General features: G+C 35.4%; 22 protein-coding genes and 2 tRNA genes. 14 read left to right on the forward strand and 10 right to left on the reverse strand.

Annotation, left to right across the window (positions count from 1 at the left end; translation table 11 throughout):
- The first annotated feature begins 9 nt into the window (after positions 1-9).
- Positions 10-3105 (forward strand): ATP-binding cassette domain-containing protein, encoded by a 3096-nt coding sequence (locus tag OM074_RS11490; protein WP_301199622.1) that lies wholly within the window; start codon positions 10-12, stop codon positions 3103-3105.
- 55 nt (positions 3106-3160) lie between these two features.
- Here OM074_RS11490 and OM074_RS11495 read toward each other — a convergent pair whose 3' ends face one another.
- The 8 genes from OM074_RS11495 to rpsA form a co-directional block, all read right to left on the reverse strand.
- Entirely contained in the window at positions 3161-3541 is a 381-nt protein-coding gene (locus tag OM074_RS11495) for a DUF1987 domain-containing protein (RefSeq protein WP_301199623.1), read from the reverse strand.
- A gap of 18 nt (positions 3542-3559) precedes the next feature.
- The gene (locus tag OM074_RS11500; RefSeq protein ID WP_301199624.1) at positions 3560-4108 is read right to left on the reverse strand and encodes a SiaB family protein kinase; all 549 of its coding nucleotides are present in this window, start codon (positions 4106-4108) and stop codon (positions 3560-3562) included.
- A gap of 123 nt (positions 4109-4231) precedes the next feature.
- Complete coding sequence (gene epsC, locus OM074_RS11505; RefSeq protein WP_301199625.1) at positions 4232-5158, reverse strand: serine O-acetyltransferase EpsC; 927 nt, start codon at positions 5156-5158, stop codon at positions 4232-4234.
- A 12-nt stretch (positions 5159-5170) separates the two neighbouring features.
- On the reverse strand, positions 5171-6766 hold the full coding sequence (locus OM074_RS11510; protein WP_301199626.1) for a S41 family peptidase: 1596 nt from the start codon (positions 6764-6766) through the stop codon (positions 5171-5173).
- 102 nt (positions 6767-6868) lie between these two features.
- Positions 6869-8398, reverse strand: coding sequence for a glutamine-hydrolyzing GMP synthase (gene guaA, locus OM074_RS11515; protein WP_301199627.1), 1530 nt, complete (start codon positions 8396-8398; stop codon positions 6869-6871).
- Positions 8399-8471: 73 nt separating this feature from the next.
- A complete protein-coding gene (locus OM074_RS11520) occupies positions 8472-9392 on the reverse strand; it encodes a ribonuclease Z (protein ID WP_301199628.1) in 921 nt (306 codons plus the stop codon).
- Entirely contained in the window at positions 9392-9745 is a 354-nt protein-coding gene (locus tag OM074_RS11525) for an STAS domain-containing protein (RefSeq protein WP_301199629.1), read from the reverse strand. The genes OM074_RS11520 and OM074_RS11525 overlap by 1 nt, the downstream gene beginning before the upstream one ends.
- A 44-nt stretch (positions 9746-9789) precedes the next feature.
- Positions 9790-11640, reverse strand: coding sequence for a 30S ribosomal protein S1 (gene rpsA, locus OM074_RS11530; RefSeq protein ID WP_301199630.1), 1851 nt, complete (start codon positions 11638-11640; stop codon positions 9790-9792).
- A gap of 398 nt (positions 11641-12038) precedes the next feature.
- Here rpsA and OM074_RS11535 point away from each other — a divergent pair, with 398 nt between their 5' ends.
- From OM074_RS11535 to OM074_RS11560, 6 genes are all read left to right on the forward strand, one after another.
- On the forward strand, positions 12039-13367 hold the full coding sequence (locus tag OM074_RS11535; protein WP_301199631.1) for a UDP-glucose dehydrogenase family protein: 1329 nt from the start codon (positions 12039-12041) through the stop codon (positions 13365-13367).
- Between the two features lie 102 nt (positions 13368-13469).
- Positions 13470-14420 carry a UDP-glucuronic acid decarboxylase family protein gene (locus OM074_RS11540; RefSeq protein WP_301199632.1) on the forward strand — a complete coding sequence of 317 codons (951 nt, stop codon included), beginning with the start codon at positions 13470-13472 and terminating at the stop codon, positions 14418-14420.
- A gap of 16 nt (positions 14421-14436) precedes the next feature.
- Entirely contained in the window at positions 14437-15309 is an 873-nt protein-coding gene (rfbA, locus tag OM074_RS11545; RefSeq protein ID WP_301199633.1) for a glucose-1-phosphate thymidylyltransferase RfbA, read from the forward strand.
- A gap of 47 nt (positions 15310-15356) precedes the next feature.
- Positions 15357-15905: a dTDP-4-dehydrorhamnose 3,5-epimerase gene (rfbC, locus tag OM074_RS11550; RefSeq protein ID WP_301199634.1), complete on the forward strand. Its 549-nt coding sequence runs from the start codon at positions 15357-15359 to the stop codon at positions 15903-15905.
- A 10-nt stretch (positions 15906-15915) separates the two neighbouring features.
- Positions 15916-16794 (forward strand): dTDP-4-dehydrorhamnose reductase, encoded by an 879-nt coding sequence (gene rfbD, locus OM074_RS11555; protein WP_301199635.1) that lies wholly within the window; start codon positions 15916-15918, stop codon positions 16792-16794.
- 22 nt (positions 16795-16816) lie between these two features.
- The gene (locus tag OM074_RS11560) at positions 16817-18568 is read left to right on the forward strand and encodes a phospho-sugar mutase (RefSeq protein ID WP_301199636.1); all 1752 of its coding nucleotides are present in this window, start codon (positions 16817-16819) and stop codon (positions 18566-18568) included.
- Positions 18569-18614: 46 nt separating this feature from the next.
- On the opposite strand, the gene OM074_RS11565 is transcribed toward OM074_RS11560, so the two are convergent.
- Complete coding sequence (locus tag OM074_RS11565) at positions 18615-20036, reverse strand: ATP-dependent DNA helicase (RefSeq protein WP_301199637.1); 1422 nt, start codon at positions 20034-20036, stop codon at positions 18615-18617.
- A 90-nt stretch (positions 20037-20126) separates the two neighbouring features.
- On the opposite strand from OM074_RS11565, the gene OM074_RS11570 reads away from it, so the two are divergent.
- Genes OM074_RS11570 through OM074_RS11580 form a run of 3 tightly spaced genes read left to right on the forward strand, consistent with a single transcriptional unit; the run spans position 20127 to position 22195 of the window.
- Positions 20127-20756: a hypothetical protein gene (locus OM074_RS11570; protein WP_301199638.1), complete on the forward strand. Its 630-nt coding sequence runs from the start codon at positions 20127-20129 to the stop codon at positions 20754-20756.
- Positions 20757-20816: 60 nt separating this feature from the next.
- Positions 20817-21668, forward strand: coding sequence for a DUF3822 family protein (locus tag OM074_RS11575; protein WP_301199639.1), 852 nt, complete (start codon positions 20817-20819; stop codon positions 21666-21668).
- Entirely contained in the window at positions 21659-22195 is a 537-nt protein-coding gene (locus OM074_RS11580; RefSeq protein ID WP_301199640.1) for an RsmD family RNA methyltransferase, read from the forward strand. The genes OM074_RS11575 and OM074_RS11580 overlap by 10 nt, the downstream gene beginning before the upstream one ends.
- Before the next feature lie 109 nt (positions 22196-22304).
- On the opposite strand, the gene xerD is transcribed toward OM074_RS11580, so the two are convergent.
- Positions 22305-23207: a site-specific tyrosine recombinase XerD gene (xerD, locus tag OM074_RS11585; RefSeq protein WP_301199641.1), complete on the reverse strand. Its 903-nt coding sequence runs from the start codon at positions 23205-23207 to the stop codon at positions 22305-22307.
- A 604-nt stretch (positions 23208-23811) separates the two neighbouring features.
- Between xerD and aroQ the strand changes: the two genes are divergently transcribed.
- The 4 genes from aroQ (at position 23812) to OM074_RS11605 (ending at position 26302) form a co-directional block, all read left to right on the forward strand.
- A complete protein-coding gene (aroQ, locus tag OM074_RS11590) occupies positions 23812-24246 on the forward strand; it encodes a type II 3-dehydroquinate dehydratase (RefSeq protein WP_301199642.1) in 435 nt (144 codons plus the stop codon).
- A 35-nt stretch (positions 24247-24281) separates the two neighbouring features.
- Positions 24282-25721: a pyruvate kinase gene (pyk, locus tag OM074_RS11595; RefSeq protein WP_301199643.1), complete on the forward strand. Its 1440-nt coding sequence runs from the start codon at positions 24282-24284 to the stop codon at positions 25719-25721.
- Positions 25722-26082: 361 nt separating this feature from the next.
- Positions 26083-26156: transfer RNA gene (locus OM074_RS11600), tRNA-Asp, on the forward strand.
- A gap of 72 nt (positions 26157-26228) precedes the next feature.
- Positions 26229-26302: transfer RNA gene (locus OM074_RS11605), tRNA-Asp, on the forward strand.
- Position 26303 lies beyond the last annotated feature (1 nt).

A 26303-nucleotide genomic window follows, 5' to 3' on the forward strand; every position in this document is an offset into this window, starting at 1 on the left:
TCTTAAAATATGAGTGAAGGAATTCTAAAAGCATTAATACAACTTTTTGCTTTAGTAGCATTTCCTGATAAGGACAGCAAGTCAAGACGAAACATAGTAAAAAACTTCCTCGATCAGCAATTAAACAAGCAAATGGTCGAGGAATATTTAAATATATATGAAACCCACTACCAGGAACATGTTTCAAAACTTGAAAAACTTCAGAAAAGAGAAATTGAGCGCTCCACACTTACAGCAAATTCAGTAAAGGCATTAAAAATATCCAATGCCATTAACAAAGAACTTGTTCATTATCAAAAACTCATTGTCATAATCCAACTTATTGAGTTTTTAAAGGCAGGGGTAGAAATCAGCCATTTCGAAAAAGATTTTGTATCAACTATTGCCCAAACTTTTCATATCAAAGATGAAGAGTACAGACTAATGGAGAATTTTATCATTGGAGACCAAAATACTCTAATAGATAATAAAAACCTCCTCATCATAAACAAAGAAAGCGCAACTTCTTTTCGGAACTCAAGACACATTCAAAGAGTTAACCTTAATGACGAGATCCAGGTTCTTCATTTAGAATCTGGAGATCTATATCTCTTGCGCATTGGAATCAATGAAGACATAAGCGTAAATGGACAACCTCTAAACCCCCAAAGAATACACGTACTGACCCCCGGGTCTTCATTGCGTAACACCCGGATCATACCAATATATTACAGTGACATAGCAGGCACTTTTACCAGCGACAACATATCCAACCCGATTACTTTCGATGTTGACAACATAAGCTATTCATTTAAAAACAAATCCATTGGAATCCAGCCAATGAGCTTCCAAAGCGAATCTGGTAAGCTTGTAGGAATCATGGGAGCCAGCGGAGCTGGTAAATCCACCCTGACAAATATCTTAAGTGGGATTCACAAACCCCAACAAGGAACAGTTAAAATAAATAATGTAGACATACATGAAAATCCAGGAGAAATAGAAGGCTTAATTGGATATGTTTCTCAGGATGATCTTTTAATGGAAAAACTCACGGTGTACCAAAACCTGTATTACAATGCAAAACTATGCTTTGGCGACTATAGTGAGTTCAACATAAAGAAAAGGGTTCTTAGGATTCTTTCTTCCTTAGGGTTAAACGACATCAAAGACATGAAGGTAGGTTCACCTTTAAATAAAAAAATTAGCGGTGGACAAAGAAAACGACTAAATATTGCTCTTGAGTTAATTCGTGAACCTGCTATTTTATTCCTTGACGAACCTACTTCTGGTCTGTCATCAAGAGATTCGGCAAATATCCTGGATTTATTGAAAGAACTTGCCCTTAAAGGAAAACTTGTATTTGTTGTAATACACCAGCCTTCAAGTGATATTTTTAAAATGTTCAACCAACTTTTGGTATTGGACACCGGAGGATATTTGATATACAATGGAGATCCTGTTGATAGTATTACTTATTTCAAGTCAAATATAAACCAGGCAAATAAAGAAGACAGTGAGTGTCATACATGCGGAAATGTAAACCCCGAACAGGTATTAAACATTGTATCCTCCCATGTTATTGATGAATATGGCACTTTCACCCCTAACAGGAAAATAGATCCCCAGGATTGGTACCAACGCTTTTTGAATACAAATAACAAGATTAAAAAATCAAGAAACATACCCAACACCCCACTGCCTGATATCAACTTCAGGGTACCTAACAAACTAAAACAGCTTGGCGTATTTATTAAAAGGGATGTACTTTCTAAGATTTCAAACCCTCAGTATTTAGTAATTAATTTATTAGAAACCCCGATTTTAGCGCTACTCCTGTCTTTAATAATAAAATTCTACAATGTAGATGCCAGCAACAGCCAGGGTTATGTATATCAAAACAACCCCAACGTTGTTATATATATAATAATGGCTGTAATTATTGCACTATTTGTAGGCTTAACAGTAAGTGCTGAGGAAATAATCAAGGACAAAAAAATACTGAAGAGAGAGGAATTCTTAAACCTTAGCAGATTGAGCTATCTGTTATCTAAAGCTTGTATTCTCACTGTAATATCAGCTGTACAAACATTCCTTTTTGTACTATTGGGCAATTCAATAATTGAAATTAAAGGGATGTTTTTTGAGTACTGGATCATCCTTTTTAGCTGCGCTACATTTGCAAATATACTTGGACTAATCATCTCAGATAGCTTTAAAGAGGTAGTAAATATTTATATTCTAATCCCGTTCCTTATCATTCCTCAGATTATTTTATCTGGTGTTTTTATTAGTTATGACAATTTAAATCCAAAAATTTCGAACCCTGAAAAAATTCCATGGTATGGAGAAATAATTACTGCCCGATGGGCATTTGAAGCTTTGGCTGTTAATCAGTTTAAGAACAATAAATATGAAAAGGAATTTTATATTTACGACAAAATAAAGAGTGAGGCTAAATATAAAAAAGAATATCTGATACCTTCATTATCGGCCAAATTAGACAACTGTTTAAAGTATTACCAAAACAACGACACCACAAAACTCAAATATACCCTGGAGATATTAAATAAAGAGATTAAAAAAGAAAACAGCCTGGGAATTATAAAAAACAACATCTGCATTGATAAACCTCTTACTGTTAATAGTTTTGATTCCATTAGGTATAACAACATTAAATTTGCCTTTAAAAACCAAAGAAATGCCTACATCAAAGTTTTCAATAAAACGGATCTTATTTCAGATAAGAAAATCAAAGACCTGACTCATAGTAAAGAAAAAAGAAACGAGTTTAACTCTATCAAAAAAAACTACCACAACCTGGAACTTGAAAGATTTGTAAGAAACACCAATAACATTTTCTCAAATAAAATTATTGAGTATAAAGGCAACATGATTCAAAAAACAGATCCTATATTCAAAGATCCATCAAACAAGTTTTTGTTTGCTCACTTCCTTAGTCCTTACAAAAATTTTGGTAAGATAAAATTAGATTCTATTTGGGCCAATACAATTGTACTATGGGTAATGAATATCTTATTATTTGTTCTGCTTTATTATGGTCTACTCAAAAACACGCTTGACTATATTGAGGAAAAACTAAACCACATAAAACACAAAAGAGAGTAATAATAAATCATTACTCTCTTTATATCATCATAATAAAAAATCTTTCCTTTAAGTGCTATTCTTCCATTTCTATCATCTTAAATGGAATATTAATGATTGACTGGTAATCTTCACCTGCCTCAAACATATCCTCATCATCTTCTTCATAATACCAGTTCACTTCAACCTTCTGCCCTTTTTTGAATATGTTTTCTAATTTTTTAAAGATATCTAAAATACACTTAGAAGAACTTGTATTAAAATACTCGAGCTGCACATTCACTGCTGTATCTGAACTAACTCCACTACCATACTCTTCCAGCCAATCAATAAGAGGCTTATAAAATTCTATCGAATTTTCAGGTATTGAACGTCCTTTTATTTCAATAATTCCTTTTTCTCCATCCAATCTAACATATGGAGTTTTTGGTGTTCCTTCTCTAACTATTGTTTCCATATTGGTAACTATATGGTTTTAACTAATATATACATCTAATGAAAAAAATATGTGACTGTCGTTGTACTTATAAAAATAGTACTCCAATTTATTTCCAGTCTTCCTCACAATATCAAGCATACCCAAACCTCCGCCACCTTTATCAGAAAATTCACCGTTACTCATAATGTCTAAATACAGCATTTTGATTTCTTTATCAGACAATGAATTAACCTGGTCTATCCTGTCTTTGATGACGTTGATTTTACTCTTATCTACAAAATTTCCTGTAGAAATTCTATAGAATGAACCATCTTTGCTTAAAATAATAACACCAAAATTATTTTCTTGATTATCAATCAATTCCACCGGTGCTTTATCTACGTGATGATACAAATTCTGAAGACATTCAACAAACACGTTGTATACTTTCTTCCTGATCTTATTTTTCTCGTTCTTAAGGTTCAGACTATTTTCAATAGTATCCAAAGCCTCCGTAATAAGATCAGGGGTAATACTTCCATTAAAGTTAAGAATAACTTCGCCCTCTAATTTATCGTTATACCACTCTGTTATGCTAAATGCCATTTGTAATTATAATATTGCTTGACACAAATATATAAATTTTGATTATTGTACAAACTTATTATCCCATCAATTTTACATAGAAGGTCAATCTATTCGAATTATTATCGAATTTGATATACTATTTTATATACCCGCCCCTTCAACAAAAGTAGAATCCTTTGGTTTAAACTGAACTATTTTTGATCCGGGTTTCACATCATTTGTCACCCACACATTTCCTCCTATCACAGATCCTTTTCCAACAGTAATTCTTCCTAAAATCGTTGCCTGAGAGTATATTACTACATCATCTTCAACTATGGGATGTCGAGGGATTCCTTTTATCGGATTACCTTCACCATCCAAAGGAAAACTCTTGGCTCCCAAAGTAACACCTTGATATAACTTTACATTTTTACCAATTATAGAAGTAGCCCCAACTACAACCCCTGTCCCATGATCTATTGTAAAATATTCGTCAATTTGCGCTTTAGGATGAATATCTATACCTGTTTCAGAATGAGCCATCTCCGATATCATCCTTGGGATAATCGGAACATCAAGCTTAACCAGTGCATGAGCTATTCTATAACTGGATATTGCCCTTATAGCCGGATAACAAAAAATTACCTCCCCCCTGCTTTTTGCTGCGGGATCTCCCAGGTAACCAGCCTCCACATCTGTAGACAAAACCCTTCTCAATTCTGGTATTTGAGATATAAACTTTTGAGCTATATCAAAAGCACAACTCTTGTTTTTCTTTAATTTTTCCGGATCGGATGTGCTACATTGAAAACACAACCCAGCCAATACCTGACGGTTCAATATTTCAAACAAGCGTTCAGTGTTAACTCCAATATAATAACTAATACTCTCCGGCCGCACAGGTGAATCTCCAAAATAACCAGGGAAGATAATTTCTCTGGTAAGGTCTACTATTTCAGCCACCATTGCCATTGATGGCATAGGATAATCAAAGAAGTGTTTATGGCACACCTCTTTATACGAACTTTCTGATGAAAGCTTTTTTATTGTACTCTGAATTACTTCCGGATATTTAAAATGCGTCATAATCTAATGATATTAGTTCAATAAACCAGTATATGATTTTTCAGAGGACAAAACCTCTATTGCCTTATTAAATTCTTCTGAAATGGGATTAATAGTTTGAAAATATTCACTTACCCCCCATAAATTTCTTGCTATCAAAGCTTTTATTTGTGTTTTTAACAAATGTAAGGAAACTTCCAAACCTTTTGTATCTGAAGTGATCTTTTCTTTCTTTGCTTCTTCAACAAGCTGGTTTATCATATTTTCTCCGACTTCATATTTTTTTAAAAATTCGTCGTACGAATCATACTTTATTGATAACATATCTCTTGATTCATCCAAATATGCCAAAACAAACCTGTTTAATACACCCAATGCCACTATATCCCTGTAATAATCAGAATAACCTGAAGTATCTGCCGCTATAAAAATATCCGGTTTTATACCTCCTCCTCCATACACCAACCTATTAGAAGTCCTGGTTTGATATGTTGGCAAATCTGCTGCAACAGAATCTTCACTATGAAGGATATCTCTTGTATAGATTTCTTTTCTATAGGCATCGGCTCCCTTATCATATGGTTTCTGTATACATCGACCAGATGGGGTGTAGTATTTAGCTATAGTAAGTTTTATCATGGATCCATCCTGAAGGTTCAGTGGGCGCTGTACCAAGCCCTTTCCAAAACTCCTCCTGCCCAAAATAATACCTCGATCCCAATCCTGAACAGCTCCGGATACAATTTCACTAGCTGATGCAGAACCTTCATTAATAAGCACAACTACTTTACCTGTCTTAAACAATCCCCCATTTGATGAACGGTATTCCCTTCTTGGATTTGTCAAGCCTTCGGTATAAACAATTACTTTATCTTCTTCAAGGAACTCATCTACAACATCAATGGCTGCTTTTAAATACCCTCCAGGATTCCCTCTTAGATCCAATATCAAATTTTTCATCCCCTGGCTATTTAAAGTCTTAAGGGCTGTTTCAAATTCTTTGTGTGTTGTGGCACTAAATTGGTTTATTTTAACATAGCCAACATCCTTTGTTGCCATATAGGTTGCTTCAACACTATAAATTGGAATTTTATCTCTTTCAACGGTAAAATCAAGTAGTTTTGAATAACCTTTTCTTAAAATCTTCAACTTTACCTTTGTTCCCTTTTTTCCTTTTAACCGATCTTTCACCCCGCTATTTGTCAATCCTATTCCGGCAACATTCTCATCATCGATAAAAATGATCCTGTCTCCGGCCAAAATTCCAACTTTTTCAGACGGACCTCCTGAAATGGGGGATACAACCATTAGGGTATCATCCATAATATTAAACTGCACGCCCACTCCTTCAAAACCACCATCTAATGGTTCATTCAATTTTTTCACTTCTTCTTTAGACAGGTATTCTGAATGTGGATCCAGGTTTTTAAGCATCCCAACAATTGCATCTTCAACAAGCTTTTCATTATCTACTGAATCTACATAAAAGGTAGACACCAGCTTATAAGCCAACTGGAGTTTTTGAAGATCCTGATTAAAATTCTGGGCATTAACTCTGATTACTCCTGTAAAGGATACAATCAACAGGTATAAAAACAAATATTTTTTATATGAAATATTCAATCGCATAAGTACTTGTATTTTGTTTGAATAGCAAAGATAAAAACTATTGAATTTTTGCTATTTAAAAAACAAAAAAAAGACCGGAAAAGTTCTTTTCCGGTCTCATTATTATTCCCATTCAATTGTTGCAGGCGGTTTAGAGCTGATATCGTATACCACCCTGTTTACCCCTTTAACTTTATTGATTATATCATTTGATACCTTTGCTAAGAATTCATATGGTAAATGAACCCAGTCTGCTGTCATGCCATCGGTTGATGAAACGGCTCTTAAAGCAACTACCCTTTCATAAGTCCTTTCATCGCCCATCACTCCAACTGATTGTACAGGCAACAACATAGCTCCGGCCTGCCATACATCGTCATATAATTCATTATCTTTTAATCCCTGAATAAAGATATGATCTACTTCTTGCAGGATATTAATCTTTTCTTCTGTAATATCACCAAGAATCCTGATAGCTAATCCAGGACCCGGGAATGGGTGACGTCCTAACAAAGCCGGTGAAATAGAAAGAGCCTTTCCAACCCTACGGACTTCATCCTTAAACAACAGATTTAATGGCTCTACAACCTTAAGGTTCATTTTTTCAGGTAATCCACCTACATTATGATGCGACTTAATGGTTGCTGACGGCCCATTTACAGAAACAGACTCAATAACATCAGGATATATAGTTCCCTGAGCCAGCCATTTCACATTTTGTATTTTATGTGCCTCTTTATCAAAAATCTCGATAAAAACACGTCCTATAATCTTTCTTTTAGTTTCAGGATCTGAAACACCAGCCAATTCACTTAAAAACTCCTGCTTAGCATCAACACCAATAACATTTAATCCCATATGTTTATATGAGTCCAAAACATTTTGATATTCATTTTTTCTAAGCAAGCCATTATCTACAAAAATACATGTCAGGTTTTCGCCAATTGCTTTATTTAGAAGAACCCCGGCAACTGTAGAGTCTACTCCTCCGGATAATCCTAAAACAACCTTATCATTACCCAACTTTTCTTTTAAAGAAGCTACTGTTGAATCAACAAATGAATCCGGAGTCCAATCCTGGGCACAACCACAAATTGACACTATAAAATTGAACAATATTGTTTTTCCATCAGTGGAATGATAAACTTCAGGATGAAACTGAAGCCCCCATGTGTTTTCACCTTTAACTTCATACGCTGCTACACTTACATCTTCAGTACTGGCGATAATTGAATAGTTATCAGGCAAATTAACAATTGTATCACCATGAGACATCCATACCTGAGACTGATCAGGCACACCTGTCATCAAATCATTATCCTTGTTAATAAAAGCAAGGTTAGCTCTTCCATACTCTCGTGTATTTGAAGGCTTAACTTCTCCTCCAAAATACTGAGAAAGGAACTGTGCCCCATAACAAACACCTAACAATGGCATTTTTCCTTTAATTGTTGACAAATCCGGCACAGGAGCTTCTTCGTCCCTAACACTATATGGGCTACCAGAAAGGATAACACCTTTTACACTACTATCTAGCTCCGGCACTGAATGAAAAGGATGTATTTCACAGTACACATTTAACTCTCTTACCCTGCGGGCAATTAACTGGGTATATTGAGACCCGAAATCAAGAATAATTATTTTTTCTTGCATTAAACAGAGGCTTAATGGGTTTATAACTTAATTTTTGCGCAAATATAGGCATTAAAATTTAATTCTGCGGATTTTAAGATATTGTTATCACATCACCTTCTTTTGACAGTTGGGTGTTTGTGAATATAGATTTGGCTTCATCCAGAAACAAACTCAAATCCCTATACCTGGTTGAATAATGCCCTATCAACAACTTACCGACTTCGGCCTTTTTTGCAATCCCGGCAGCTTGTTGTGCAGTTGAGTGATAGGTTTTGTGAGCTAACTTTTTATCTTCGTTTAAAAACGTAGCTTCATGATATAATAAATCCACTCCTTTTATAAGGTCAATTATTTTTTTACTCGGCCTGGTATCCGTACAAAAAGCATATGACATAACTTTGGGAGGGTCTAATGTAATATCGTTGTTAGCAATTAATTCCCCTTCTTTTGTATAATAATCCTCTCCTCTTTTTATGGAAAGAATCTCTTTTATGGATGGTTGATACTTAAAAACAAACTCCTTTTTAATCTTCTTCTCCCCTGCCTTTTCCTTAAACAGAAAACCTACAGTAGGAATGCGATGCACAAGGGGAATTGTATAGATTTCAAGGTGCTTATCAGAATATATCAGTTCACTATTTGCATGATCAAAAGACTTAAACACCACTCTATAAGGGAGTTCCTTACAAAAATATTGCAATTGAGGCAACATAATCTTTTCCAGGTCGGGATGCGCATAAATATACAGATCATTTTTCCTGCCCAACAATCCCAATGTAGAAATTAAACCGATCAAACCAAAACAATGATCGCCATGCAAATGGGAGATAAAAATATGATTGATTTTTGAAAACCTAATTCTGTTACGCCTTAACTGAACCTGGGTTCCCTCTCCACAATCTATTAAAAAAAACCGCTCAGATACATTGAGCACCTGAGCGGTTGGATATCTTTCGGAAGTTGGTAATGCTGAATTACTCCCTAAGATGGTTACTGAAAATGATTTTGACATTACTTATCAATAGCTTTCCTCATTAGTTCAATACCTTCATCTAAGTTTGAGGCAATTGTTAAAACAGAATCCAACTGCGATACTGAAATCAATCTTTCAACCGCAGGTTGAAGCCCTGACAAAACAAATGCCCCATCAGCATTTTTACACAACCTATTGGCTACAAGAATAGCACTCAATCCAGACGAATCACAATAACTTGATTTTCCAAGATCCAGAAGAATATTTCTTTCTCCATTACCTGATAATAATACAAGTTCAGATTTTAATGATGGCGCAATGTGCGTATCTAACTTTTCTTTTAAAATCTGTATAAGAGTGAAACCGTCTAATTTATCTATTTTAAAGTCCATCTGTTAAAAGAATTTATTGAATACTACTCCTTTAGGCTAATAAATTATTTCTTCTCGTCTTTCTCCATTTGATCTTTTAGAGCTTGCAAGCTAGAAATATCACCTAATGTAGTCTTTTCTAAGTTATCTTTCAACTTCTTCACACCTTTTTTTGTTGATTTTACTTGTGCAGCCTTTTCTGAATCATCAGCAGCTTTTTTCACATCCTCAAATACTCTTGAGTGAGAAAGGATAATACGCTTAGATGCTTTATTAAACTCAATTACTTTAAAATCAAGCTTTTCATCAACCTTAGCTTGCGATCCATCCTCTTTTACCAAGTGGCGTGGAGTAGCAAATCCTTCAACTCCGTATGGAAGAGCAATTACAGCACCTTTATCCATCAACTCAATGATAGTTCCTTCGTGTACTGAATCAACTGTAAACATTGTTTCAAATACATCCCATGGATTCTCTTCAAGTTGTTTGTGTCCAAGGCTTAATCTTCTGTTTTCTTTGTCGATTTCAAGAACTACAACATCTACTTCTTCACCTATTGATGTAAATTCTGCAGGATGCTTAATTTTCTTAGTCCAGGAAAGATCAGAAATATGGATCAATCCATCAATTCCTTCTTCGATCTCAACAAATACACCAAAGTTTGTAAAGTTTCTAACTTTAGCTTTATGTTTAGAACCTACAGCATAAGTTTCTTCAATTTTCTCCCATGGATCAGCTTTTAACTGCTTAATACCAAGAGACATCTTACGCTCATCGCGATCTAATGTTAAAATAGTTGCTTCAACATCATCACCAACTTTTAAGAAGTCCTGAGCACTTCTCAAGTGTTGCGACCATGACATTTCTGATACGTGGATCAATCCCTCTACTCCTGGAGCGATTTCAACAAACGCACCGTAATCAGCCATTACAACTACTTTACCTTTTACTTTATCACCTACTTTAAGCTCTGCATCTAACGAATCCCAAGGGTGAGATGTTAATTGTTTTAAACCTAAAGCAATACGTTTTTTCTCATCGTCGAAATCAAGAATTACAACATTCAATTTTTGATCCAACTGAACAATCTCTTCTGGATGAGTTACGCGACCCCAAGATAAGTCTGTGATGTGGATAAGTCCGTCCACTCCACCAAGGTCGATAAACACCCCGTATGATGTAATGTTTTTAACAGTTCCTTCAAGAACCTGTCCTTTTTCAAGCTTAGAAATAATATCTTTCTTCTGCTGTTCAAGCTCAGCTTCAATAAGAGCTTTGTGCGATACAACAACGTTTTTGAACTCTGGGTTAATTTTAACCACTTTGAATTCCATTGTTTTACCAACATACATATCGTAGTCACGAATAGGTTTCACATCAATTTGTGAACCTGGAAGGAAGGCCTCAATTCCGAATACATCTACAATCATACCTCCTTTAGTACGACACTTGATATATCCTTTGATTACCTCGTCGTTTTCTAATGCAGCATTAACTCTATCCCAAGAACGTAAAGCACGGGCTTTTTTGTGAGAAAGTACCAATTGACCTTTTTTGTCTTCCTGGCTTTCTACATAAACCTCAACTTTATCACCAACTGCTAATTCAGGGTTGTAACGGAACTCATTTCTAGAGATAATACCATCAGATTTAAAACCGATGTTGATTACAACTTCTCTTTTGCTTAATGCGATAACTTCACCTTCAATTACTTCTTTTTCAGAAATAGTAGAAAGTGTTTTGTCATACATTTTTTCAAGATCTTCTTTTGATCCTGACTTTCCAAATACATCTCCCTGCTCAAACTCATCCCAGTCAAAGTTTGCATCAGAAGTGTTTGCAGTTACGTTTACTGCTTCATTTTTTACTTCAGGAGTTTCATTAACTTCCTGAGCATTTTCATTTACTTCACTCATTGTAAATCAATTAATTACTAGTTGTTAGACATTATATTTTTGAAAATCAGCTGCAAAAGTACAAACTTTTCACTAAAAATCATTAATAAACAGCAAGATATTTTCTCTTTAATTAGCAGGGAATTAAATATTTTAAAAACTACCTTTTGTGTAAAATGTGTTTCTTAATGGTTTTTTTTTGCAGGCTCCAACAAGTTTCAAAACCGAATTATATCATTTTTTATAATCCAATACCATTATGAATCCCAATACATTAATAATATCCTTCATCAAAAAATCCAATTTTATCCTATACAATGTATAAGCATTTTGGGTATAACTACACAAATTTATATACATTTGAGGCAAGTATATTTTTATTTACAAAAGACTTTACCTTAAAATAAATATTATAACAAATGAAAATTTCTATTGTTGGAACCGGATATGTCGGGCTGGTATCTGGAACGTGCTTTGCCGATGTTGGTATTAATGTAACTTGTGTAGATATAGATGAGAAAAAGATTGAAAACCTGAAAAACGGAATAATTCCTATCTATGAACCTGGCTTGGAAACAATGGTTCATAACAATAGCGAAAAAGGAAGATTGTCATTCACCACCAGCATAAAGGAATCCCTGGAGAATACTGACGTAATTTTTATTGCAGTGGGAACTCCTCCTGACGAAGATGGAAGCGCCGACTTGAAATACGTACTGGAGGTTGCCCGTCAGATTGGAAAAAACATGAATCATTATATGGTTGTTGTTACTAAAAGTACGGTACCCATCGGAACTGCCCAAAAAGTAAAAGCTGCCATCACCGATGAATTAGAAAAAAGAGGTGTGGAGGTTGATTTTGATGTGGCCTCAAATCCTGAATTCCTAAAAGAAGGTAATGCCATTGAAGATTTTTTAAAACCCGACAGGATTGTTGTGGGAACAGAATCAGAAAAAGCCGAAAAAATGATGCAAAGGCTATACAAGCCTTTTTTGCTAAATGGCCACCCAATTATATTTATGGATATCCCATCTTCTGAGATGACAAAATATGCTGCCAATTCTATGCTGGCTACAAAAATAAGCTTCATGAATGACATGGCAAACCTTTGCGAAATTGTTGGAGCAGATATTACTTCAGTAAGAAAAGGGATTGGCTCGGACGCCAGGATCGGAAACAAATTTATTTATGCCGGTGCAGGTTATGGTGGATCTTGCTTTCCTAAAGATGTAAAAGCAGTTATCAAAACCGCAAACGACAACGGTTACTCTTTAAGAGTACTAAAAGCTGTTGAGGATGTAAACAACGACCAAAAACATGTTCTTGTAAGTAAAATAAAAGAAGAATTTGGCTACAACCTTGACAAAATGACTTTTGCTTTATGGGGCTTATCATTTAAACCCAAAACAGACGATATGCGTGAAGCTCCATCATTGGTTTTAATTGATGAACTGATTAAAATGGGGGCAAATGTTAAAGCATACGACCCGGTTGCCATGGAAGAAGCAGAAAGGATTTTGGGAGACAAAGTGGAGTATGGCAAAGATCCTTACGAAGTTTTGATTGATGCTGATGCCCTTATTGTAATTACTGAATGGCCTGAATTCCGAATTCCGAATTTTAAAGTTTTGGAGAAGCTGCTTAAAAACAAAGTGATTTTTGACGGCAGAAACATTTACGACCCGGAAGAAATAGTTGAAAACGGCTTTACATATTACAGCATTGGCAGAAAACCTTTTAAACCGTAGTGTTTTAGCTTTGAAAAATAATTCAAAAGTCATTTGATTTTGTATCAAATGACTTTTCTGTTATATTGTTATCTCAATCAGTTAGGAAAACATATTGATTTAATGAAAAGAATTTTAGTCACCGGGGGAGCCGGCTTTATTGGATCTCATCTTTGTGAAAGGTTATTAAACGAAGGAAATGAAGTTATTTGTCTGGATAATTATTTTACCGGAAGCAAAGCCAACGTGGTTCACTTATTGAACAACCCGTTTTTTGAACTTATCCGGCACGATGTTACCCATCCGTATTTTATTGAAGTCGATGAGATATACAATCTGGCATGTCCTGCTTCACCGGTCCATTACCAGCACAACTCCATTAAAACAATTAAAACTTCGGTAATGGGAGCTATCAATATGTTGGGCTTGGCAAAGCGCATCAAAGCCAAAATACTGCAGACCTCTACCTCAGAAGTTTATGGTGATCCGGAAGTGCACCCTCAAACAGAAAGCTACTGGGGGAATGTTAACCCTATAGGTATTCGCTCTTGTTACGATGAAGGCAAAAGATGTGCAGAGAGTCTGTTTTTCAGTTATCATTATCAAAATGATGTAGCCATCAAAGTTATAAGGATATTCAACACTTATGGCCCGCGTATGAATCCTAACGACGGCCGGGTTGTTTCTAATTTTATAGTACAGGCCTTAAAAGGCGAAAATATAACCATATTTGGTGACGGGCAACAGACGAGAAGCTTTCAGTACGTTGATGACTTGATTGAGGGAATGATTAGGATGATGAATTCCAGGAGTGACTTTTTAGGCCCGGTAAACATTGGTAACCCAAATGAATTTACCATGCTGGAACTGGCCGAACAAGTCATTGACCTCACTAATTCAAAATCAAAACTGACATACCTCCCATTGCCATCTGATGATCCAACACAGCGTCAGCCGGATATTTCGTTGGCACAAAAAGAACTAAACAATTGGGAACCTAAAGTTCAATTGCGCGAAGGGTTGACCAAGACTATAGAATATTTTGACAACCTGCTTAAAATGCAGGTATCATAATCTAAATCATAGAAATATGGCAAACTACAAAGGCATTATTTTAGCAGGAGGATCTGGCACAAGGCTTTATCCCATAACACAAAGCATCTCAAAACAAATCATTCCGGTTTATAACAAACCTATGATTTATTATCCCTTGTCTGTTTTAATGCTTGCAGGGATCAGGGAAATACTAATAATTTCAACCCCCAACGACCTGCCTCTATATAAAAATTTATTTGGCGACGGTAAACAGTTAGGATTATCCTTATCCTACACAGAACAACCCAGCCCGGATGGTTTGGCCCAGGCCTTTATTATCGGTGAGGAATTTATTGGAGATGACAATGTGTGCCTGATCCTTGGAGATAATATTTTTTATGGTTTTGAACTTCCCCACAAACTGGTAAACACAGTAAATAGTAATACCGGGGCAACAGTATTTGGATACTACGTTACAGATCCTCAGAGATATGGGGTTGCAGAATTCGACTCAAACAATAACGTTGTGAGCCTTGAAGAAAAACCGCAAAACCCAAAATCCAATTATGCCATAACCGGATTGTATTTTTATAACAACTCGGTAGTTGAAAAGGCAAAAAAACTAAAACCCTCAGCCAGAGGCGAATTAGAAATAACCGACTTGAACAAACTATACCTTGAAGAAGGCAATTTAAAAGTAAATTTAATGGGACGGGGAATGGCATGGCTTGATACAGGAACTCACGACAGCATGTTACAGGCATCCAATTTTATTGCCACTATTGAAAACAGACAAGGCCTTATGGTTGCCTGTTTAGAAGAGATTGCCTACAATAGAGGGTATATTACAAAAGAACAATTACTGGAACTTGCTAAACCGCTTGAAAAAAACCAATATGGGGCTTATTTAAAAAGAATAGCAAAGTAAGCATGCCACCATCTTTTTTTAATTAAACAAAACGCTTTTAATTTATAATGGAGATAAAACAAACAGGATTTCAAGACCTATTAATAATAAAACCTACTAAGTTCAAAGATTCAAGGGGATTCTTCCTGGAGTCTTATAACGAAAACAAGTACAACCAATTGGGCATTACAAATCATTTTGTTCAGGATAATTTATCCAGTTCCCAATATGGTGTAATCAGGGGCTTGCATTACCAACTGGCACCTTATGCACAGGCCAAATTAGTCCATGTTATTAAAGGTTGTATTATTGATGTGGTTGTTGACTTAAGAAAAAACTCTCAAACCTTTGGAAAAAGCTTTAGCATTGAGCTTTCTGAAGAAAATGGTCTCCAATTATTAATCCCACAAGGATTTGCCCATGGGTTTTCTGTAATTTCTGAAGAAGTCCTTTTTTCATATAAGTGCGACAATTTGTATAACAAGGAATATGAAAAAGGGATTCTATTCAACGATCCGCAGCTAGGCATAGACTGGAAAATACCGGCAGACAAAGCCATCATTTCCGAAAAGGACAAAAAACATCCAACATTTAATAACGCAGAATACAATTTCTAATTAAAGAAATATGACAAAAATTCTAGTCACAGGAGGCAAAGGTCAACTAGGACAAAGCTTTCAATCAATCACATCCCAATATGAAAACATCGAAGCAATATTTACCGATGTAGAGGAGCTTGACATATGTAATATTGAAAACATTACAGAATATCTCACAAATACAGACATAAAATACATAATAAACTGTGCGGCCTATACCGCGGTTGACAAGGCTGAAACTGATCAAACGGCAAGTACCAGATTAAATGCCACTGCGGTTAAGAACATTGGAAAAGCCGCAAAGGAGCATGGAATTAAGGTAATCCACATCTCAACAGATTATGTTTTTGACGGTAACTCCCACAAACCATACAATGAATCTGATTATGCGGTTCCCGCTTCATTTTACGGACAAACAAAATTACTTGGCGAAAAATATTTAATGGAAGAGCAACCCGATTCCATTATTATCAGAACAGCTTGGCTGTATTCTGAATTTGGGAACAATTTTGTAAAAACCATGATCAAGCTAGGAAATGAGCGGGATGAGTTAAGGGTTGTAGCAGACCAAATCGGCTCACCTACATACGCTGTTGATTTAGCTGAATCAATTTTAGATATTATTTCTAAAATCGAAAATAATTCTGTTAAATTTGTGGCCGGAATATACCACTATAGTAACGAGGGTGTTTGTAGTTGGTACGATTTTACTATCAATATTCATCAAATGATGGGTATTGAATGTAGAGTAATGCCAATTGAATCAAAGGAATATCCTACAGCTGCACCCCGACCATACTATAGCGTTCTGAATAAAACTAAAATAAAAACTACCTATAAGTTAAATGTTCCATATTGGAGAATTAGTCTTGAAAACTGCCTTCGTAAGCTGGCAGTTAAAAACTAGAAACTTATAACAACAAATAAACATGGAAAACCAAGATGTATTGACATTGGTCACTAAAAAAGCAAACCAGTGGCTATCGGGAAATTATGACGAAGAAACAAAAAAACAAGTTTCTGAGTTATTAAACAAAGAAGATAAAACTGACCTTATTGATGCCTTTTATAAAGATCTTGAATTTGGAACAGGTGGTTTAAGAGGTATCATGGGACCTGGTTCAAACCGCATGAATATCTATACGGTAGGTGCCGCTACACAAGGATTGGCAAATTACCTGAACCAGCAGTTTTCTGAGCTGGACGAGATTAAGGTATGTATTGGTCACGACTGCAGAAACAACAGCAAAGAATTTGCAGAAATATCAGCAAAAATCCTTTCGGCAAACGGCATCAAAGCACTTCTTTTTGACGACCTGAGGCCTACGCCTGAAGTATCCTTTGTTATCAGGGAATTAGGATGTCAAAGTGGGATTATCATTACTGCGTCGCACAACCCAAAAGAATACAATGGCTACAAAGCATATTGGAATGACGGAGGCCAAATGATTGCTCCTCACGACACCAATGTTATTGATGAAGTTCAAAAGATATCTTCTGTAGATGAAATTAAATTTGATGGTAATGATGATTTAATTGAAGTATTGGGAGAAGAAATGGATAATAAATACCTGGCAAAGGTAAAATCTATTTCACTTGACACCGGGGCCATTGAAAGAAACAAGGATTTAAAAATTGTATACACCCCTATTCATGGAACCGGCGTTAAGCTTATTCCTGCAGCTTTAAAATCATACGGGTTCACCAATATCATCAACATCCCGGAACAAGATGTTGTTAGCGGAGATTTTCCAACAGTGATTTCTCCAAACCCGGAAGAACCTGCAGCACTGAAAATGGCAGTAGATAAAGCAACACAAATTGATGCCGACCTGGTTATGGCTTCCGATCCGGATGCTGACCGTTTAGGAATAGCATGTAAAAACGAAAAAGGAGAGTTCATTCTTCTAAACGGAAACCAGACTGCACTTCTTCTTACCTGGTACATGGTTAAAAGATGGAAAGAAAACGGACTTTTGACCGGTAAAGAATTCATCGTAAAAACAATTGTTACTACAGAATTATTGAAAGAAATTGCAATTAAAAACGAAATTGAATTCTTTGATGTATATACAGGATTCAAATGGATTGCAGACAAAATCAAGAGTTACGAAGGAGAAAAGAAATACATTTGCGGAGGAGAAGAAAGTTACGGTTTCTTACCTGGCGATTACGTAAGGGACAAAGATGCTGTTGCATCATGTGCCATGTTTGCTGAAATTGCTGCCTGGGCCAAAGATAACGGGGTAACATTATTTGAACTTCTTCAGGATATCTACCTTGAGTTTGGTTACTCTAAAGAAAAAATGATATACATTGTTCGCAAAGGGAAAACAGGTGCCGAAGAGATTCAGCAAATCATGAAGGATATGAGAGAAAATCCGCCAGCAGAATTAGCCGGGTCAAAGGTTTCTATTGTTAAGGATTATGCCGTTTTAAAAGCGTATAACAAGATTGACAATACGGATGCTGACATTGATTTGCCAACAACTTCAAATGTGCTTCAATTCTTTACCGAAGATGGTTCTAAAGTAAGTGTACGCCCTTCGGGAACAGAGCCTAAAATTAAGTTCTATTTTGAAGTAAGGGGCGAAATGAACAGCAAAGACGAATATTATTCTGCCGATGCTAAAGCTGAAGATAAGATCAATGCCATTGTGAAGGATCTAAAAATAGAATAGTCTATTAAGCATTAATAAATATAAAAGGGGCTTATGCCCCTTTTTTTTATTCAAAATATTCATCCTTAAAATTAACCAGGTACAACTTCTCGGTACAACGCGTAAAGGCAGTATATAACCACCTGTAATAATCCCTGTTTATATTTTCTTCAGGTACAAAGCCTGCATCTACAAATACATTTTTCCATTGCCCACCTTGCGCCTTATGGCAAGTCATGGCATAGGCAAACTTAACCTGCAGCGCATTATAATACTCATTATTTTTTACCGCCTCATATTGTTTGCTTTTGGGCGATAAATCCACATAATCCTCCATGATTTCATAAAAAAAAGCTTCCTGCTCCTTCTGTGTAAAGCCAGGGGTATCAGCGGTAAGCACGTCCAAAATTAGTTTAACATCAACCTCAAGCTCTTTATAATCAATTAACCTGATGGTACAATTCACAAATTGTTTCCCATACAGTTCTTCATAGCCCCTTATCCTCACAATTTCAGCAATATCGCCATTTGCTATAAAATCAACTTCTTTACTTTCCTTTAACCAGTGATAATTGTTTTTCACAATCAATATGTAATCCCCTACGGTGAGTTGCTCTTCTTTAAACAAAATAGAGTTCCTGATGCCCAGATTATATAAGTTGGTGCGTTTATTCGACCTGTTAACAATAAGGGTTTCATCCATCCCAACCGTATCATATGAAAGAGTGATCTTATCAATCAGTTCCTCCCCCGTTATCCTTTCAACATCAGGGCACCCATCAACCTCAAAAGTTGGTATATCATCTAAAAAAGTATCCGACTCAATTGAAAACCTCAAATTAGATGCATTCTTTAAAATACCACTCTCATGCGTTTGCCTTACTATGTCATTTAAAAAGCAAGAAGTAACCGCTCCCCCATAACATTGTAAGGTATCCACATCAAGCGCCGGACTTTCTGAATTGCCTACCGGAGGCAACTGCGCAGAATCACCAATAAGAACCAACCTGCAGTTCCGGTTTTCAAACACAAAATTGAATAAGTCTTCAAGCAGGTTCCCACTCCCAAACCCGGTGTAATCAAATGAATTCCCTGAAATCATTGAGGCCTCGTCGACATAAAAAACCGTATCGGACTTAAAATTCTTATTTAAATTAAAGCTCCCGAAACCATCATTGGCCGATTTTTGCCTGTAAATTACCTTATGGATTGTATAAGCCGGCAATCCCGAATACGATGAAAACACCTTAGCCGCCCGTCCTGTTGGTGCCATTAACACTTGTCTGAAATTTAATTTATTCAAAGCATTTACCATCGAACTTACCAAAGTGGTTTTCCCTGTTCCGGCAAAACCTTTTAAAACAAAAACAGGATTATCAGCAGGAGATGTCAAAAAATCGACGAATTTTTCAATTGCGCCACTCTGAGCCCCTGTTGGAATATGCTCAAAATGAGCAATAATTTCAGATATTAGATGTTTATTTATCATTATTGACTATAAAAAAGTGTAATCAAAATCCAAAATTTGATTTTTTTTTTAAATTTGTGCATTCAAACTAATACAAAAATCTGTAAAATAATGAAAACAGTAATTCAAATCGTTCTATTTATTGCAATTGTTGGTTTAGCATATCTTTGTTATGACAGTATCAATAGCGTTATTGAGTTTAATCGGGTTCAAAAACTAAGAACCGAAGCAAACATTGAAAAGCTTAAAGATATCAGAACTGCCCAGGTTGCATTCAAATCTCAATATGATACATATACAGGAAGCTTTGATTCTTTAATAAACTTTGTAAAATCAGATTCATTAAAACTGGTTAAAAAAGAAGGTAGCCTTTCTGATAGTTTGATAGCTGAGGGATGGACTGAAGAAAAAGCCTTAAAAGTAGGAATGATTAAGCGTGATACTATTTTGGTAAGTGTTCTTGACTCTTTATTTGGAAAGAACTATCAAATTGATTCATTAAAGTTTGTTCCTTTTGTAAGCAATGAAGAATACGAAATGGGATCAGGAGTAGTTGTTACTGGTTCTGGTGTAAAAGTACAGGTATTTGAGGCTAAGGTACACAACAACGTATACTTAGACGGACTTGATAAACAAGAAATCATTAACCTTAACGACAAAGCAGGAAAACTTGAAAAATACCCTGGTTTAAAGGTTGGTTCTCTTGAAGAAACTAATAACAATGCCGGTAACTGGGAATAGTCATATTTACCAACATTGAAGCACTCCAATTAAAAACTGCTTTAACGTAATTTATTATTTATGACAAACCAATTTGTTATCGACAATAATTTCGATAAAAACATTACTACATCATATTTTTTATCCATCCAGTTAGCTCTGGATGGATTTTCTTTTTGTGTACTCGACCCAATAAGCAACGAGTATATCTTATTTTATCATAAAAATATTTCAATTAACGAATCCTTATTTGGTGTAACCGACAGCGAAATCGCCAATAACGAATACCTTCAACTACCTTACCAAAAAACCTTTGTTTTATTCCAGACAAAGCACAACACCCTAATCCCATCTTCTTTATTTGATGAAAATCAGAAAGAGGACTATCTCAATTTTTGTTTCAACCCAAACAAATACGAAGAAGAAATTACTTTTAGCCACAAAATTAAAATGGCTGATTCATACTGTATATTCAGCATTCCCGAAAAATTTTCAGATTTACTTAGCTCTAAGTTCTCAAACGTATTTTATTTTAACCAAACTATACCATTCATTGAGAGTGCATTATTAAACACAACTTTTAATACAGACCAACATTTGGTGTACATCAATGTACAAAACTCATGTTTTGATATTATTATTATTGCAGGTAACAACCTGAAACTGCACAACACCTTCAATTTTCACAACAAAAAAGAATTTTTGTATTATACCCTTTTAGTGTTTGAACAACTAAAACTCAACACCCACACTTCGCACATCTATTTATCAGGAAGGGTATCTAAAACCGACGACATATACAGCATGCTAAAAAAATACATTAAGCATGTTGAGATAGCAAATGAGAGCAAGCATTTTAAATTTGCTGCTGTTTTTAAACAAGTATCATTGGTAAACCATATAAATCTAATTAACATTCCATTATGCGTGTAATAAGCGGTTCTTTAAAGGGAAGACGTTTCTCTCCCCCTAAAAATTTTAAAGCAAGGCCCACAACCGATTTTGCTAAAGAAAATCTGTTCAACGTTTTAAACAATCATTACACAATTGAAAACCTAAAGGTTCTTGATTTATTTGGGGGAACAGGAAGCATCAGCCTTGAATTTGCCTCAAGAGGAGCAAAAGAGGTAACGTGTGTAGAGCTCAACTACAACCATTTCAAATACATACTTAAAAATACTGAAGAACTGGGTATGAAACCCGTCATTAAAGTAATTAAAGGCGACGCTTTTAAGTTCATTGAAAGATCTGCTGAAACTTACGATATGATCTTTGCAGACCCACCCTACGACTTAAAAAACTCGGAAACCATTCCTGACTTAATCATAAAAAACAAATTATTAAAAAGCGATGGGCTCTTAATATTTGAACATTCAGGAACTGTTGATTTTAAATCCCACCCAAATTTTATCGAAAACAGGGAAAACGGGAAAGTAATATTTACATTTTTTAAAGCATAAAAAAAGAGGAGATCAACTCCTCTTTTTTTATTCATTATTGTGCAGTAAAGCAAATGACCAATTTCACTAATTTACAAGCACATAACCCCTATGCAGGCATTCTGAAGAATTACGACCTGGGATGAAATTGAATCATCGTATTTTTTAAATACTCTTTATCCAAATGGGTATATATTTCTGTTGTTATTATCGATTCATGGCCTAACATCTCCTGAACGGCCCTTAAATTAGCTCCACCATCAATTAAGTGGGTAGCAAATGAATGCCTGAAGGTATGGGGGCTAACATTTTTTTCCATCCCAATGGCCTCAACCAAGGTTTTAATAATGGTAAATATCATTACCCGCGATAATTTTTTCCCTCTTCGGTTTAAAAACAAAACATCTTCACTATCCGGATGGATACGTAAAGTCCGGCGGTATTCACTCAAATACAAATTGATTTCTTTGATAGCCTTGGTACTTATCGGTACCAGTCGTTCTTTATTTGCCTTCCCTTCAATTTTTATAAAACCTGATTCAAAAAACAGATTGGAAATTTTAAGATCAATAAGCTCCGAAACCCTCAATCCACAACTGTAAAGAGTTTCCAATATCGCTTTGTTTCTTTGACCTTCAGGCTTTTTAGTATCAATTGCCGCAATAATGGAATCAATTTCTTCAACAGATAAAATCTCTGGTAATTTCCTTCCAATTTTTGGTGATTCCAAAAGAGCTGTTGGATCTTTCTCAATCTTCTCTTCAATCAACAAATATTTAAAAAACGATTTGATCCCACTAATTATCCTTGCCTGGGTACGTGGGCTTATCCCCCTTTGGGTAACCCATTCCATCATTTCATTCAACTCGGTAAGACTGATGCCATCAGGCCCTTTATCTAAAATTCCTTTTTCTTTTACAAAAGTAACCAGCTTGGTAAGGTCGGTAACATATGCATTGATAGAATTATCTGAAAGTCCTTTTTCAACTTTAAGATAACCTTTGAAACTTTCAATTTCTGATTCCCAAATCATGTTATTTACATTAAATATTATTTATCACGCATTTTAAAGTAAATATAATAACATGAATTGTAGCAATCAAGAAAAAAAATCTTTTTTATGTAAATTGCATATCAAATATATTTACACAAGCCAGCTTTCCTAATCACCTGATTAAGCACACATCTGCCTTATTCTTTCATTATCCCTGATAATTATAGGCAAGAACCACTATAACAAAATAACAACGATTGAAAGTTTTGATTAAATTCATCAAAATGTAAATCGTCCTAAATACCCCGGTTCCAATTTGTAATCATATTTAGTTCTTTATATTACAATTCAATATTATAACTTACCAAAAACGTTAAAATTTGTATACTTCCGATAAAAAAACAATTCATCTCAGTCAAATTCAAAAAACCGCCCTACCCCCTACCCTACAAGCATTTATAGTAAAATAAATGTCTCAAATACAGAAATTATTATTGTTATACTTATTTATAGTCTATAAAAACAAGGTTTTTGTTCTTATTGTTTCCAAAATCTGTTTTATTATCACATAAGTTTTCAATACATTTGCAGCGAATTTATAAGTGCTCAAAGACAAATTGATTCTTTTCAATAGAAAGAAAAAATGAAGCTATTAATATTGAATGGCCCGAACCTAAATTTATTAGGTAAAAGAGAAGTAAATATTTATGGTAATCAATCGTTTGATGATTATTTTATTAAGATACAAAAGAAATATCCCGAAATTGACATGGAATATTATCAATCCAACAGCGAAGGAAAGATAATAGATAAAATCCATGAAACAGGGTTTGATTTTGATGGAATAATTCTTAATGCCGGCGCTTATACGCACACCTCTGTAGCTATTGCCGATGCCATATCCGGAATTACCACTCCGGTAGTTGAAGTACACATATCAAATGTTTTTAAAAGGGAATCCTTCCGTCACCACTCTTTCATATCGCCCGTATGTAAAGGAACTATTGCCGGATTTGGATTAAAATCGTATGATTTGGCCGTTGAGAGCTTCTTAAATGAACAAGTAAAGGAAAATTGAAATAACAAGAAAAATTGAAATAAATAATTTAGTTGATGAAAAAGTTTACGAAAATTGTTGCTACCGTGTCGGACATGAAATGTGAACACGAGTACGTAAAAAAATTAATTAAATCAGGAGTAAATGTGGTTAGATTAAACACTGCCCACATGGATTACGAAGGAATGGAAAGAGTGATCAAAACTGTTCGTTCTATTTCTGAAAAAGTTGCCCTTTTAGTAGATACTAAAGGTCCTGAAATCAGAACTACTCCTACTGAAGATGGTAGCAAAATTTTAGTTGCCAAAGGATCAACCATCATGGTTAAAGGAGCTCCTGAAACAAAGTCTACTGAAAAATGCGTTTGCGTATCATACCAGGATTTTGTTAAAGATGTACCTGTTGGCAGCGATGTTCTTATCGATGATGGGGAAACTGCACTTAAAGTAATTGAAGCTAAAGATGATTACCTGGTTTGTTCTGTTGAAAACGACGGAGAAATTGGTGGTAAAAAGAGTGTTAACGTTCCTGGAGTTCGCATCAACCTTCCATCTTTAACTGAAAAAGATATCCGTTTTATTGGATACGCTGCAAAATTAGAAGTGGACTTTATTGCTCACTCTTTTGTAAGAAATGCACAGGATGTTGCTGACGTTCAAAAAGAATTGGATCTTTTGGAATGCCCTGCTAAAATCATTGCAAAAATTGAAAACCAGGAAGGTGTTGATAACATCGACGAAATTCTTGAATGTGTTTACGGTGTGATGATTGCCCGTGGTGATATGGGTATCGAAATCGCTCAGGAAAAAATTCCTGGAATCCAGCGTGCATTGATCAGAAAGTGTGTTGAGATTAAAAAGCCTGTTATTGTGGCAACTCAAATGTTACACACAATGATCAAAAACCCTCGTCCTACGCGTGCTGAGGTTACTGACGTTGCTAACGCAATTTATTACCGTACTGATGCCATCATGCTTAGTGGTGAAACTGCTTATGGTGACTATGGTGTTGAAGCTGTACAAACCATGTCTTCTATCGCTGCAGAAGTTGAAGCATCTAAAGATATCCGTAACGATATCCACGTACCAAATATTTCAAAAAGTAAAACTGCTTACTTAGCTGAAACTGCATTAAAATCAGCGAACGACTTAGGCGTTAAAGCGGTTCTTACTGACAGTATTTCTGGTAGAACGGCTCGTTATTTGGCTGCTTTCCGCAGAAACACTCCTGTTTATGCTCTTAGCTTTAGCCCAAGAACTGCAAGAGAGTTAAACCTTTCTTACGGTGTTTCTCCCAGAATCATGGAGCAAGGTGGTTCTAAAGAGGAAATCTTGATCAAAACTCTTGAAAAATTGAAGAAAAAAGAGATTCTTGAAGATGCTGACCAAGTGGCTTACTTAGGAAACAGTTTTGCTATCGGTGGTGGTACAACTTTCCTTGAAATTATCACTGTTGGAGAATTGCTTAACAAGACAAAAGATAAATTAAATAAGTAATTATTTAATATCATTTTTAAAGGGGTGAGATTTTTACAATCTCACCCTTTTTTTTTGCACCTAACCAGAAGTAATAATTTTAATTAACCATACACTATTCCTACCCGATGCTGGTTGACATAACAAATAACCCCCAGGTATTATTACGTTTTTTATCTGACACAAGGATAAAACTGGCTTTCGGGGCAAAAAAACTTTAAAATTAGCTCATTTTTTATCCCGCACAACCCTCTGGTTTGCAAGCCAGTATTGAGATACAGGAAATTTTATTCAATTTTGCATTAAAAAAAACGCTTGAAATGTTGCAAGTAGAAACAAAAGCTCTATCTTTGCATCGCTTTCAGAAAAAACAAACATTGTTGGTCTGGTAGTTCAGCTGGTTAGAATGCCGGCCTGTCACGCCGGAGGTCGCGGGTTCGAGTCCCGTCCAGACCGCAAATGAAAGCAAAAACAAAGAAAATGTTTTTTGTTTTAAGAAATTGAAAAGATTGAATTATGTTTTATACTGGTCTGGTAGTTCAGCTGGTTAGAATGCCGGCCTGTCACGCCGGAGGTCGCGGGTTCGAGTCCCGTCCAGACCGC

This window comes from Plebeiibacterium marinum (assembly GCF_026013615.1).
Classification (GTDB): domain Bacteria; phylum Bacteroidota; class Bacteroidia; order Bacteroidales; family Marinilabiliaceae; genus Saccharicrinis; species Saccharicrinis marinus_A.

Coding starts and splice junctions, on each gene's coding strand:
- OM074_RS11490 (WP_301199622.1), top strand. CDS start 10: ATGAGTGAAGGAATTCTAAAAGCATTAATACAACTTTTTGCTTTAGTA.
- OM074_RS11495 (WP_301199623.1), bottom strand. CDS start 3,541: ATGGAAACAATAGTTAGAGAAGGAACACCAAAAACTCCATATGTTAGA.
- OM074_RS11500 (WP_301199624.1), bottom strand. CDS start 4,108: ATGGCATTTAGCATAACAGAGTGGTATAACGATAAATTAGAGGGCGAA.
- epsC (WP_301199625.1), bottom strand. CDS start 5,158: ATGACGCATTTTAAATATCCGGAAGTAATTCAGAGTACAATAAAAAAG.
- OM074_RS11510 (WP_301199626.1), bottom strand. CDS start 6,766: ATGCGATTGAATATTTCATATAAAAAATATTTGTTTTTATACCTGTTG.
- guaA (WP_301199627.1), bottom strand. CDS start 8,398: ATGCAAGAAAAAATAATTATTCTTGATTTCGGGTCTCAATATACCCAG.
- OM074_RS11520 (WP_301199628.1), bottom strand. CDS start 9,392: ATGTCAAAATCATTTTCAGTAACCATCTTAGGGAGTAATTCAGCATTA.
- OM074_RS11525 (WP_301199629.1), bottom strand. CDS start 9,745: ATGGACTTTAAAATAGATAAATTAGACGGTTTCACTCTTATACAGATT.
- rpsA (WP_301199630.1), bottom strand. CDS start 11,640: ATGAGTGAAGTAAATGAAAATGCTCAGGAAGTTAATGAAACTCCTGAA.
- OM074_RS11535 (WP_301199631.1), top strand. CDS start 12,039: ATGAAAATTTCTATTGTTGGAACCGGATATGTCGGGCTGGTATCTGGA.
- OM074_RS11540 (WP_301199632.1), top strand. CDS start 13,470: ATGAAAAGAATTTTAGTCACCGGGGGAGCCGGCTTTATTGGATCTCAT.
- rfbA (WP_301199633.1), top strand. CDS start 14,437: ATGGCAAACTACAAAGGCATTATTTTAGCAGGAGGATCTGGCACAAGG.
- rfbC (WP_301199634.1), top strand. CDS start 15,357: ATGGAGATAAAACAAACAGGATTTCAAGACCTATTAATAATAAAACCT.
- rfbD (WP_301199635.1), top strand. CDS start 15,916: ATGACAAAAATTCTAGTCACAGGAGGCAAAGGTCAACTAGGACAAAGC.
- OM074_RS11560 (WP_301199636.1), top strand. CDS start 16,817: ATGGAAAACCAAGATGTATTGACATTGGTCACTAAAAAAGCAAACCAG.
- OM074_RS11565 (WP_301199637.1), bottom strand. CDS start 20,036: ATGATAAATAAACATCTAATATCTGAAATTATTGCTCATTTTGAGCAT.
- OM074_RS11570 (WP_301199638.1), top strand. CDS start 20,127: ATGAAAACAGTAATTCAAATCGTTCTATTTATTGCAATTGTTGGTTTA.
- OM074_RS11575 (WP_301199639.1), top strand. CDS start 20,817: ATGACAAACCAATTTGTTATCGACAATAATTTCGATAAAAACATTACT.
- OM074_RS11580 (WP_301199640.1), top strand. CDS start 21,659: ATGCGTGTAATAAGCGGTTCTTTAAAGGGAAGACGTTTCTCTCCCCCT.
- xerD (WP_301199641.1), bottom strand. CDS start 23,207: ATGATTTGGGAATCAGAAATTGAAAGTTTCAAAGGTTATCTTAAAGTT.
- aroQ (WP_301199642.1), top strand. CDS start 23,812: ATGAAGCTATTAATATTGAATGGCCCGAACCTAAATTTATTAGGTAAA.
- pyk (WP_301199643.1), top strand. CDS start 24,282: ATGAAAAAGTTTACGAAAATTGTTGCTACCGTGTCGGACATGAAATGT.